Below are 13,194 nucleotides of genomic sequence, written 5' to 3' on the forward strand. Positions count from 1 at the left end.
CAATCATCATTCCTAAATCGTCCATTGATCGTGCGCTATGCCAACCAAATACATTTTGCTGTTATAATTTTTGAATACCAGGCGAAGTGAGCGCCAGTCCATGCCATCATACTTTTGGTCGAAGCCGGGAAAATGATGTTCTGTAAAATCGCTGTCCTTATAAATGGCTGTAAGATTGTTAAGGGAATTGCCTTTCCCGATCATTTCATTCAAACTGTTTTTCGGAGCATTTAAAAAGTCGGCATCGTACACGAATTTTTTGAAGTACTCGTCAATGGTCAGCACAATGGGCTCGCCTGTTCCATCATATTGTCCCCATGTAATTTTAGTTTGTGGTTTTTTTGATACCTCCTCAAGAAATCCCTGAACGCTGAATAGTATAGCACTTGTCGTATCAACATAACCATAAGGAGAAAATCTAACCCCTTGCGCAGGATGTATAAAACCCGCAAAAGATTCATAGTCTTTATTTTTTAATGCCGTTAAAACTTGTTTGGACAATCCCGGTATCCGTGCAACCGAATCAATCGTATCAGGTTTTAGTGCAGCGGTATCCGTTAGTGTTTCATTTTGGGCATCCGTTTGCCTGTTTTGGCAAGCCAACAGCATTAAAAAAGACAGTATAGTGATTAAATGAGTTCTCATTAAAATTCAGTTTGCCGGATCGTTACCGGTCCCATAAGGCCCGAACTCAGTAACGGAGCATCTTTGGTATAATGTTTAAATGTAGTAAAGGTATACCTGTCACCTGTTCTGAGTTTACCCTGCAATAACCATTCGGGCCATTTGCCATTTTTTATGCCATCATCAGGCAATTGCTCATCTCCAATTAAACGGTTTGGCCATAGGTTGGCTACTTCTATTTGCAACTGGTTTCCTTTTTGTTTCACAACCCTTGTAATATCTACCTGCCAGGGGGTAGTCCATAGCACGCCCAAATCCTTTCCGTTAAGTTTTACACGCGCCAGGTTTTTAACTTCTCCCAAATCAAGAAAAATGCGTTTGTTTTTACTTTTATCATCCACCGCTGAAAGATCAAAGTTATTGCTATAGACCGCTATTCCCGAATAGTATTTTATTCCTTTTTCCCCACGGCTTGTCCAATCCTGCAGTGTATCAAAAATCACTTTTTGCGGTCCACCCCATTTGGGATCAAAAGATACGGTCCATGCATTGTTTAATGTTATCAGGCTTTTGAAGCCAGGGAAATTCTCTTTTCCGTGAACCGTTGTTTTACCCTTTTTGAATACAATAAAAAAACTTTGATAAGGTTCGAACTGCAGAGGGATACGGGTTTGCCCGTTCTCCTGTATAAATTCCGGCAGCGCCCTCATTTCTCCCGTAACAGGATCCCAAAGTTCCGGGCTCCCTTTATCAGACCTGAACACACAATCCGTATTTAAAAGCTCACCCGTTTTATTTGCAATAAAATAAATATCCCAATCTTCAGCAGTACGGTGTGTATAACGCAAATCGCCCGCCCATTCAAAATCTTCCGGTACACCCATATCGTTTAATAACTTTGCGGCTACAGCATATGCGGGGTAAATACCATCTGATTTTGTGCTTATACCAGCGCCCCAGATTACTTTTCCTTTGCCATATACACGCTCCGTCTCATTAGCCGGCACATCCAGATCTCCCCATATGGTTTGGGATAACTGTTTTACCTGTTCATCGCAAGCAGGGTAGCCTGTTAAGCCCGGTGATTTTACAGGCGGAGAGCCAACTACGATAGCTCCTTCATATACCAGTGTTCTGATCTTTTCTAATAACCCGGGTGTCATTGTTTTAACATCGGGCATTATCAATATTTTGTAAGCCGCTCCGCCGGGAAATACGATCTGGTTATCTTTAACGCTTGCAGTAAGCAACTGTGCCGGGGAACATCCATCAAAATTATAACCCCTTCTGTCGCGTACCGGTTCTTCACCGGTAAGTGCGGATAAAGGCGGACGAAAAATATGCGGAGCACCTTCCGGAGTCAAATACAAAATATCCGCTACCGTTCTTCCCTGCTGTAAAATAAACTGGCAGCGGGAGATATACCGGTGATAACCGCCCACCATCGGCCACCAGGTTTGGTTTCTGTCCCAATGCACGCCGTAAGGTCCCATCGTCATACCAGGGCGTAAGCTGTCTGGCAGCACCTGGCTTTGAAAAGTATGGTATACAAAACGGTTAATACCGGTTGCAAAAGCCCAGTCACCCTGCGCTTTCATTGAGCCGGGGTATTGTTTCCAGCCTTCGTTTTTTTCGGCTGTAAAGGCCTCTGCCGGAACGAGTGACTGACCATTTACATGCGCAACCGACACCGCTTCAATACAACTGAATGAAGTATTGAAACCGAAATCTTTACTCCAGAATTCACACATCGGTACATCCGCAATGGCGCCCAGTTCAAGGTCGGCAGTGGGGTTCATATCATAGGGTTCAATAGATAAACCCAGGCCATGGCGGTGACTGTATTTTTTAACCTGCCCGGCATGGTATTCTAATATTAACTCCTGTCCTGTTTGCCGAAGATCCCACAAAAATCTTTCGCTGATTTCGGGACTTTCTATAATAACGCCATCATACACGGGATAAAAAGGCAATGGATCATACCCTCTTCTTTTCATAAATTCCGCTCTAAAGTTTTTTGTCCAGTTTTGTGCCCCCATTTCCCAACTGTCCATGTGCAGGAATTTTAATCCACCTGCAGATTTTTTCCCGGGCTTCCCAATCTTCCTGAAGATCCTGCCTGTATATTCATCAAGATGCTTATTTAAAGCAACCGTATCAAACTTATCTGATTCAAAACCCAGTCCGGGAAAAGGTGCGGGCCGGGTAACAGCGCCGTTGTTGCGTGCACCAAAACGCATGATCGTCCAGTTGCCCTGTGGCGCTTCCCAGTTTAATGTTCCATCTGGCTGCAATTTATCTGTGAGATCCAGAATTTTATTTTTTGAAATGATTGCACCTGCAGGAACATCATCAGCCTCAAAAAAAGAAGGCAGAAAAGGCTTTACACCCGGAACGGATGAGTACGGCGCACGATAGTACAGCGCTTTTTCATCAATGTCTTTTATTTTATCAATAACTGTGGGCTGCGGAAATGCCAGCACAGCAACATCTTCATAAAAATCCTGCCATTGCTTTTTTAATTGAGGTGTAAATCCTCCCTCTCCAAAAAATGGTTTCCTGGGAGGAGGGATTGGAAGCTTTATTTTTTTGTTTTCATTTGCCGATACCGCTACACTTACTGAAACCAGGTGCTGCATAGATTGTTCAGGGGTAACCCATGGACCACCACTTCCCGTCCATCCCGGTCCTATACCCAGGGTCATAGCAATATTCAGCCTCCGGCATTCCTTTTCGGCGTGCTTAAATAATTCAAGCCACCGGTCACTTAAAAAATCTACTTTGCCGCGGGGTACTCCCACATTTACTTCAAGGAATATAAGATTGCCAATGCCTGCTTTGGCCATGGACTCAAGGTCTTTCGTCATTCCCTCCTCCGATAAATTTCCATCCATAAAATACCAGTATACACCGGGTTTGGCCGCATCAGGCGGCTTTACAAATCCCAACCGCAGCGCTCGTATGCCCGATATATCCGCTTTATCGGAACCGGCTATTTTTTTATTACATCCATAGCACAGGAGTACAATAGCTGAAATAAAAACAATTCCCAATTTGCTATTCTGAAGTAAAAACATAAGCTTGCGATTAAAAATATTGTTCAAAATCATCCCATTCCTAATTTGAAATGCTTGCCGCCGGTTGATGTTTCCACCCGGAGATATGATTATCGTGAGAAGTGAAAAGATAGAGGTGAAGGGCAATGCCGTTCGGACGGGGCAATAGTGAATTCACAATTCACTATTCATCTCTCACATTTCTCATCTATGACAACTCTTCTTCAGCATACCTGTACGGTAGCAATTCCAAGCAGTTCTCCAAGTTTTTTTATTTTTGATGCTACATGGCCAATTCCTGCCGCACAATGATGAGCCGGCCCATGCACGTTCCATTGCTCTGCAAATTGTCGTGCACCAATGGAAAACCGGTACCGGCTATTGGTATTACCAATTTCCAGTATAGGACCCGGCACAGATTCCGCCTCGGCAACCAGGAATAATAATTTACCATCCATGGTTTCTACTACCGATAGTAAGGTTACTTTTCCATACCGCACCGACATTTCTACAGAAAGTCCGTTGCCTACCTTGCCATGATACACCTGCAAAGGTTTTACCTTAATCTTCCCCTCTGCAATAGCCAAATGACCGGGGCCATCATGCCCCATCAGTACCACATCGTCATTAAAATCCATTGCATAATATTCCGTAAAGGAGCCGCCGGCCCCAAAGCTGTCCATTATTTTCATGGCCTGGGCGTTTTTGATCTCGTATTCGCCCGCTACCGGAATACCATTGGCGGTAAGCAGCGAATTTCCCAGGATAATGGAGCTCATTGTATCTTCATTTTGCGGGTTTCCTGTGCCTTTATGATAATATGCCATTGAGCCCAGCCTGTACTTATTCACCAGTTGATCAAGCGCTGCCGCTGTTCGTGCAGCCCGCTCCAGTTCAAACTTTGAGCAGTCGGGCTGCACATCAAATATTTCCAGGAATGCTTTTACTTTATCATTTATTTCCGTGTCTGTTACCTGCTGACGTATAAACGAAAGCTCATCCACTTCGATGATTTCTATATGCCCGCCAAATACTGCACAATGCAGCGTTAAATTGGAATAAATATCAAGCATGCCCCCATAATAATTGCCCATAACACCGAGATTATTATGATACATGATATTGGCTACTTTGGCAGCAGCGATCCATTCTTCTATTTCACGCCAGGCAATTGTATCATTATGCAGCATACCCGTAACCTGGTAAAAAGGAATGCCGGAACGTTTAAACACACTGGCAATTTCCGGTACAGGGCAAGCCGAACAAAAGGCCAGCCATTCACCTGTCATACGGGTACGATCTTTTAATGCATTGAACCATTCATAATCTATAGCGGCTTCAGGAGCGAGATTGAGTACGATTACAGGAACTTTTGCTCTTTTTACCACAGGAAGTACAGTTGATGACAATGCATAAGTGGTAACATATAAAAATATAAGATCAACATCTCCCGAACGAAAACGATGCCCGGCATCAAACGCCTTAGCAGGAGTATCTATCAGCCCCAGGTTAATGATCTCCGCGCCAAAATCTTTTAATTTACTTTCTACAACCTGCACATATCCTGAAAGCCTTTCTTCCAATCCTTCAAACTGCGGCCAGTATGCTTCAAGGCCAATTCCAAACAATCCGATTTTAAGGGGAGGGGTCATATTTTTTGATTTCTGATTTAAAATTTAATTACCGCAACAGAAAATGCGTTGAGCCTGACAGCGTCTCCGGACAATTGCTTTTTCGCGGGTTCATTTTCCCCGGTGGTTCCATCTACATAACTCATTTGGGAACCATTTGCTCCTGCAGGCAATTGAAGTTGTATCTCCTCCTGCTGCTTATTGATCAGTAAAAGCTTTTTCCCTTCTTTGGTAATAAATGCCTGTGTAACCAACCCTGGTATGTTTGCATGTGTTTGCACCAATTTATCACCGGGTCCAAAATTATCTTTGAGTAATTTTAGTACCCAAAAGCGTGCATTGGGTTTTCCATTTTCCCAGTTCATCATACTTACCGATGGAAACTGGGTAGGATAACCAACCAGTTGAGATTCACCCGCTGCATCAACCCCAATTTTTGCCAGCTCAAGATAAATATATGCGTACATAGCTCCTGATAAATTCCAGTATGCATCGGGTATAGGCTCGTTAACACCATCTCGCGACAGAATATTACCGATCTCGTTTATAGTGGTAAAAACGTGAGGGGCCAGTCGTTTGCGTATATTTTCTATATACCGTACCCTGTCTAAGAAACCATTCGCCTGGTTGAAAAATGAATACTGATAGGTGCCGATCGGTTGCTTATTATTATCCGGTGAGCCATAAAAATGGTATGAAATACCCTCTAACTCAATTCCTGGTTTATGATTTTTAGGGTTAAGAAAATATTCGAACCATTCCGGATCTTTTTCGAAAGCAAGCGACATACCGATAAACTTTGTTTCGGGAGATATTTTTTTTAAAGCGAGGACAATATTATCATAAATCCTGGTATACAATTGCGGCGTTATGTGATGTTCAAGATCAGGCTCATTCAACACTTCCCAATAAGGTATTTTATAGTAATGACCTGATTTATGAAACTTCCCCAATTCATCGGTAAAACCTCCTTTGGTGTACCAACTAAATAATCGCACATAATAATGGGTTAACTCAGACAAAGAAGAATCCCGCAGTTCAGTTCCCTGATTATAATTCCAGGAAGTTTGGTAAGCATTATCCGGATAAGTTACATCCGCATCCGTCTTCCACATCCAGGCGGGAGTAGTACTGAAATTGATCACAACGGAATGTCCTTTTGTGGCTTCCATAAAAGCCCCCATCGTGCTATCCAGGTAAGTGAAATCCCAAAAGGTTTCGTTGGCCGTTGGCCGCTTTAATTCTGCTACGGCCATTTTAGGATAGGGAAACCATGGAACATACCTGACATAATCGGCTCCTAATTCTTTTAATGCCTTAAAAGTGGATTTATGTATAGGCGAACTATTCCTCACCATTGGATTTTCAACCAACTGTAAGGTTGGCGTTGTTTTGGATACAACAATCGTTTTGCTCCAATCAATTGAAATGCTATTATTTTGTGCCTGAAGATTTTTAAAAGACAGAAGCACGATTGTTGCAATGAGAACCATTCGGAGAACAGCAAAAAAAAGATCTTTTTTCATATAGCGTATTGTTTAAATTATCTTAATACAGGTAATAGCGCAAACGGAGTACTGTGAGATATTTTTGTAAGAAACTTTTTACCGGGTATGAATGTATTATAGAATAAAATAAAGCAGATACACAATTTGATATTTCAGATACATATCCTGATACTTTTTGCCGCATGATCAATTATTATAAATACCTGCCTACCAGCTCTGAAGATGAAAGCTGGGGATTGCATGTTTTGAACACGGGTTGTAACCGGATCAATAAAAATGAAACTTATCCTTCCATACAGCATCCTGCCCATCACTATTTTAACTGGAACAAGGGCCGCATACTGGATGAATACCAGGTTATTTATATTGCAAAAGGTGAAGGACTTTTTGAATCTGCGGGCTGCAAACAGCACATGGTAAAAGAAGGAACGGTTTTGTTGTTATTCCCCGGCGAATGGCACCGGTTTAAACCCAGCCAGGAAACAGGCTGGGATGAATATTGGGTAGGCTATAAAGGAGCGATCATGGAAAATCTTGTACAGCAACAATTTTTTTCTGCCCAAAAAGCCATTTTACACATCGGGATTAATGAAGTCATTATTGACCTGCTGGAAACAATCATTGAAAAAACAAAAACGGAAAAAACAGGTTACCAGCCGCTGGTGTCGGGGATAATAGTACATCTGCTGGGAGAAATTCATTCGCTTACAAAACAGGGTGAATTTGAGCCTGAAGACATTACGGAATCCATCATCAACAAAGCCAGGGTTATTTTCAGGACTAATATAGATCATGAAATGGCAATAGAAAAGACTGCGGAAGAGCTAAATGTAAGTTATGCATGGTTTCGCAAAGCTTTTAAAATGTACACCGGTATTGCACCTCACCAGTATTTATTACAACTGAAGATTGAAAAAGCGAAAATGTTGCTGACTGATTATTCAACATCAATAAAAGAAATAGCGTTTAATTTGAATTTTAATTCCGCCTACTATTTTTCAAAATTATTTAAAGAAAAAACAGGTGTTTCTCCCGTGCAGTTCAGAAACAACATGCATGGCAAAAGAAAGTAAATGGACGGGGTTCGGCCTATTGTGCAGGAATGATTACGCGACACTATAGTATAATAAATGACCTGTATCCGTACGTTTTCAGGGAATATCTACTTTTTCGCCAAGAAATTTTGGTTCTGCTCCAAATAAATAATCAATAAATACTTTTACCCTGGCCAGCTTTTCGCGAACCTGCACTTTAAAGCCGGCACGTGTTCCCACATCTCTGGCATTAAAGCCAATGGCCGCAATGCCTTCCCTGGAAGCGATGTAAATGGCTCTTTCATTTTGAAAAGGCTGGGAGATGACCGTTACAGAATCCTGGCTGAAAATGGCTTTTAAACGAACCATCGAATCAAAAGTCCGGAAACCCGCATAATCGGAATAAATACAGGATGAATCAATGCCCGCTTTTAATAAATCCGCCCGCATTAAAGCCGGTTCATTATAGTATATGCTGCTGTTATCACCGCTGATGATAATGTAGTTGATTTTACCTGCCCTCAGCAAACTAACGGCTGCATCAATGCGGTAGGTATAATAAGGATTAAGATAGCCTGCCACAAGGTATTTGGAAGTGCCGGGCAATAAACCCGTTTTATTATACGGTATAGCTTCTATGCTGGAATACAATTTTCCTTTGGCCGCATTTGTAATAACCCGGTCGCTGAAAAAAATGGCCAGAAGCAAGATAATCAGCAACACAGAAAGATAAATGAATATGATCCTGACTTTACGCATTAGGGTTGAATAACGATGATGTCCGGTTGACCTGTGTGCTGGCAATATACAAAAAGACACCCAAAAAGTTTTGAATCCGCTGATCTTTATAAAGTAGTTAACAGTATTGCAGCGGCATTCCCGATCCGTTATTTAAACCCATACTTTCTCATATACCTTTCATATAACTGCGTTTGTTTGCTGGCAAGATTTACCTCCCGTCCCTGTATAAATGCATGAGTGATAATGCTGGTACGCATATCAAGAATGTCTCCTTCACTTATCACAATATTGGCGTCTTTTCCTGCTTCAATGGAACCTGTTTTGCCGGCAATACCCAAAATTTCAGCGGCATTTAAAGTAATGGCGCTCAATGCTTCTTCTTTGCTCAACCCATATGCTGCCGCCGTACCCGCATTAAAAGCCAGGTTACGGTAACGGGCATTGCTGGCATCGTCATTCAAGGCAAACAATACCCCGGCGTTTTGCAACACAGCCGGCGTTTTAAAAGGCTGATCAAAGTCTTCGTCTTCTGTTGATGGTAAATTATGTTCGGCATTTAATATAACGGCTATATTGTTTTCTTTCAGCAGCGGAGCAATTTGCCAGCTTTCTTCTCCCCCAACTATAACAACATCAAATTCAAACTCTTTTACAAAATCAATGGCTACCAGCATTTGTTTTACCTGGCCGGCATGCACAAACAGTTTTTGTGTTTTATCAAAAAGACCTTTTACCGCTTCCAGCTTCAGGTTGGTGGCGGCATGCGTAGCTTCCTGCAGGTAGGCCCTGGCTTCCCTGAAAAAATTTTTTATCTCTTCAATTTTTTCAAGCGTCTTTTGGGCAATATCCTCCGGTTGAGCAGGCGTTGGCGGAGCAGCACCAGAACGGCGGGGTGCAGCAAAAGACGGGAGATTAATATGCATACCATTATCGGTTGCGTACGCGGCATCTTCCCAGTTCCATGCATCTAACTGCACTACAGACGAGGAACCGCTGATCGTTCCACCCTGGGGCACAGTGCCGGCTAATAATATACCATTTGCTTTCAATACATTGATCATGGAAGAAGCCGCATTATAGGCTACAATAGACCTGATATTCGGGTTAAGATCGCCGAGCTCACGGTAATCATTGGAGCCACGCACACTGCCGGAAATTTCTTTTAATCCAAGATCAGATTGCGGAAGGATGAGCCCCGGGTACACTTGTTTGCCTTTGGCATCAAACACTTTCACATCGCCCTGCGGCACTGCAATATTTGTTCCCACCCGAACGATCTTTCCATTGTTTATTTCTATTGTAGCATTGTCTGTTACCTGCCCGTTTCCCACATGCACCGTACCGTTGGTAATAAACAATAATCCTTTATATTCTTTTGCGGGATACACATCGTCCTGCGCCTGTGCAAACAGCGCGAAAGAAAGTATAGCTAACAGGAAATATATTTTTGTCATACTTTTTTTTTAAAATGGAGCAATGAAAGGGAATGATTGCTATTGCATATTATTTTGCTCATCCTCATCACCATGATCATCCCTGCAACTCAATGTTATATAAGTGCTTGGCTTAAATGCTGCAACGGGTGTTCCCGATTTTTTTTCGGCGGTCATTTTTTGAATAATACGGTTACGTTCTTCAGCAATAGTACGCCGCAATTGCAGGTCATGTTCAAGATCAAAATACACAGTGCCATCTACAATTGTTTTTTCGGGTTTGGCATAAATGCTCAGCGGGTTGTTGCTCCATAATACCAGGTCGGCATCCTTGCCGGTTTTAATGCTTCCTGTTCTGTCATCAACATGCAGGGCTTTGGCAGGGTTGATGGTAACCATCTTCCATGCTTCTTCTTCCGTTACGCCGCCATATTTTACTGTTTTGGCGGCTTCCTGGTTCAGGCGCCTGGCCATTTCCGCATCATCCGAATTGATACAAACATTCAATCCCATTTTTTGCATTATGGCCGCATTATAGGCAATAGCATCAGCCACTTCCATTTTATAACCAAACCAGTCTGCAAAAGTGGATACATTCGCGCCATGCGCTTTCATTTTATCCGCTACTTTATATCCTTCCAATATATGTGTGAAGGTATTAATGCGGAAACCGAATTTTTCTGCCACCCGCATGGTATAGGTTATTTCGCTTTGTACATAAGAATGACAGGTGATAAACCTTTTTTTATGCATGATCTCCACCAGCGCATCCAGCTCAAGATCTCTTCTTACCGCAGCAAAAGGATTTGCCGCCTGCTTCTTTTTTCCTGTAGCGACGGAAGCCTTTTTCAACGCATTTTCATAATCAACAGCCCTTTGAAAAGCATCGGTGAGCACCTGCTCCACGCCCATTCTTGTATCGGGGAAACGGTTGTTGGCAGGTGATGTGGTACGCTTTACATTTTCACCCAATGCAAATTTGATGAAAGGATCCGCATTTTTAAATTTCAATCCTTCATCATCTGCACCCCAGCGCAGTTTTATCAGTTGCGTTTGCCCCCCAATGGTATTGGCAGAGCCATGCAGTATATGCGAAGCTGTAACTCCCCCGGCAAGCTGCCTGTATATGTTGATGTCATCGGGATTTAAGTTATCGCCTATCCGCACTTCCGAGGTAACGGACTGTGCTCCTTCATTAATGGAAACAGTAGCGATGTGCGAATGTTCATCAATAATACCTGCCGTAAGGTATTTGCCTGTTGCATCTATGATTTTGGCTCCGGAAACATTGGAAATATTTTTACCTATCCGCACAATCTTTCCATCCTTTACGAGCACATCCGTATTTTCTAAATTTCCTTCTGCTTCGCTGGTCCAGACCGCAGCGCTCTTAAAAAGCAGCGTTTCCTGTTTGGGTAATTCATCCCAGCCATAACTGCCAAAGGGATAAGTAATCTTTGCCATCGGTAAGTCCTGCTGAACCGCGGCGGTATCTGGTTTTATAGTTGTTGTTTTAGAAAAAAGGGCGGTCCATAACAGGCTGTTGCCATCCGCATCGGCACCATTGCCTTTCCATGAACTATCATCGTTTACCACGCCGCTCAGCCGTATAACCGATTTTGATTTTTTATTGGGTTTAAAACCCAGGCTTACCAACTTGCCGTTAAAACTGAATTTAACAGGGAGCGTATCGGTATTGATGATATTGGCAGCACGTGCATTTTTAACGTCAATAGTATAATTAATATCTCCCTTTCCGGAATGCAATACAAGGGTATATATTCCCTTTATATCATTCCACTCCGCATCCTGTACCGTATATTTTTCACCCTGCACCCAATTTTGATAAACAATGGACTGCTCTTTAAATATGGGCCCCGAAGCAATCAAAAAATTGGCCAGTTTGCCTGCTTCAATGCTGCCCACTTTATCATATACACCCAACAGGGTTGCCGGTGTTTTGGTTAATGCTTCCAATGCTTTCTGCTCACTCAGCCCGTTATCAATGGCTTTGCGGATATTGGGCAAAAACTGTTTGGGGTCGTTTAAATCGGCCGGTGTCAAACAAAAAATAATTCCCGCCTTTTCAAAAGCAGCGGCGTTTACAGGCGCCATCTCCCAATGTTTTAAATCGTTTAGTGAAACAAGGCGGGCATTATCGGGGTCTTCCACATCCATTGCATGCGGGTAATTAACGGGTAAAATAAATGCAGCTTTGGTAGCCGCTATTTCTTTTATGCGCTGGTATTCATTGCCGCCTCCCTTAATGATATACTGCACGCCAAATTCATCCCCGATCCTGTCTGCACGTATATCAGCCCACTTGTCGCCGGCATCAAATACCTGCGGCAGTTGCTGGTTATTGTTCCAGGCCTGCAGGCTGAGGTTTACGCCTTCGGCAGTTGGATTGCTCTTATACCAGGCCGCATCAAGGTAGCTTTGGCGCAATAAAGCAATTGCGCCCATGAGGCTGGTAGGATAGCTTTGAGTAGAGGTCCCTTTGCTGAAAGAATAATGGGCTGATGCTTTTTCTTTTACAATAACGAGGTTTTCTTTTTTATCTGCCAGGGTAACCAATGTTCCCGTACCGCGTGCAATACCATCCTTGCGATGCGTTAGCACCGTACCAAAACCAATATCCCTGAAGTTTTTTGCTTTATCATTATCCGCCTCAAACAATGCAGCAGCGTCTGCATCCGCCTTAATGGCCTGGTTCCAGCCATAAGCACCTTTTGTATTGGAAGTTAACTGTGCAGGAGCGCTGTAACTGAACCCGCCCCCACTGCGCCGGGGCGCGGGTATACCATAATCGCTGTACAGGTCAATAAATGAAGGAATAATATATTTTCCCTTACAATCCACCACAATGGCATCTTTGGGAACAGCAATATCATTTCCAACTGCAATGATCTTTCCTTTTTGTATGAGCAGTGATGCATTTTGCAAAGTGGTTTGCGCATCCTTTACTATAGTAGCATGGGTAAAAATATAGGTCCCGCTCCGCTCATCGGCAACACCGTTTACCGGAAAGGTTTGTTGCGCATATACTCCGCTCATTACAGCACAGCAAAACCATGAGAAAATTAATTTTTTCATCAGCAGATGTTTTAAATAAATATATGAGGTTGAAAGGTAAGTTAAAATTGTTTTTTAGGGCGTCCGTCTAT

8 protein-coding genes are annotated in these 13,194 nt (G+C 42.8%); 1 reads left to right on the top strand and 7 read right to left on the bottom strand.

Annotation, left to right across the window (positions count from 1 at the left end):
* Positions 1 to 12: 12 nt before the first annotated feature.
* The 4 genes from FRX45_RS08745 to FRX45_RS08760 form a co-directional block, all read right to left on the bottom strand.
* Positions 13 to 645: a hypothetical protein gene (locus FRX45_RS08745; RefSeq protein WP_152268042.1), complete on the bottom strand. Its 633-nt coding sequence runs from the start codon at positions 643 to 645 to the stop codon at positions 13 to 15.
* A complete protein-coding gene (locus FRX45_RS08750) occupies positions 645 to 3,701 on the bottom strand; it encodes a glycosyl hydrolase (RefSeq protein ID WP_152268043.1) in 3,057 nt (1,018 codons plus the stop codon). The genes FRX45_RS08745 and FRX45_RS08750 overlap by 1 nt, the downstream gene beginning before the upstream one ends.
* A 203-nt stretch (positions 3,702 to 3,904) precedes the next feature.
* Positions 3,905 to 5,332, bottom strand: coding sequence for an arabinose isomerase (locus tag FRX45_RS08755; protein ID WP_152268044.1), 1,428 nt, complete (start codon positions 5,330 to 5,332; stop codon positions 3,905 to 3,907).
* A 17-nt stretch (positions 5,333 to 5,349) separates the two neighbouring features.
* A complete protein-coding gene (locus FRX45_RS08760; RefSeq protein WP_152268045.1) occupies positions 5,350 to 6,837 on the bottom strand; it encodes a glycosyl hydrolase family 39 in 1,488 nt (495 codons plus the stop codon).
* A 164-nt stretch (positions 6,838 to 7,001) separates the two neighbouring features.
* On the opposite strand from FRX45_RS08760, the gene FRX45_RS08765 reads away from it, so the two are divergent.
* Positions 7,002 to 7,892, top strand: coding sequence for an AraC family transcriptional regulator (locus FRX45_RS08765; protein ID WP_152268046.1), 891 nt, complete (start codon positions 7,002 to 7,004; stop codon positions 7,890 to 7,892).
* Positions 7,893 to 7,970: 78 nt separating this feature from the next.
* Here the strand turns inward: FRX45_RS08765 and FRX45_RS08770 are convergent, their stop codons facing one another.
* From FRX45_RS08770 to FRX45_RS08780, 3 genes are all read right to left on the bottom strand, one after another.
* Positions 7,971 to 8,612 carry a SanA/YdcF family protein gene (locus FRX45_RS08770; RefSeq protein WP_152268047.1) on the bottom strand — a complete coding sequence of 214 codons (642 nt, stop codon included), beginning with the start codon at positions 8,610 to 8,612 and terminating at the stop codon, positions 7,971 to 7,973.
* 128 nt (positions 8,613 to 8,740) lie between these two features.
* Positions 8,741 to 10,048 carry an amidohydrolase family protein gene (locus tag FRX45_RS08775; RefSeq protein WP_152268048.1) on the bottom strand — a complete coding sequence of 436 codons (1,308 nt, stop codon included), beginning with the start codon at positions 10,046 to 10,048 and terminating at the stop codon, positions 8,741 to 8,743.
* A 39-nt stretch (positions 10,049 to 10,087) separates the two neighbouring features.
* Positions 10,088 to 13,123, bottom strand: coding sequence for an amidohydrolase family protein (locus FRX45_RS08780; protein ID WP_152268049.1), 3,036 nt, complete (start codon positions 13,121 to 13,123; stop codon positions 10,088 to 10,090).
* Positions 13,124 to 13,194: the final 71 nt, after the last annotated feature.

It is taken from the genome of Agriterribacter humi, from assembly GCF_009192765.1.
GTDB lineage: Bacteria > Bacteroidota > Bacteroidia > Chitinophagales > Chitinophagaceae > Agriterribacter > Agriterribacter humi.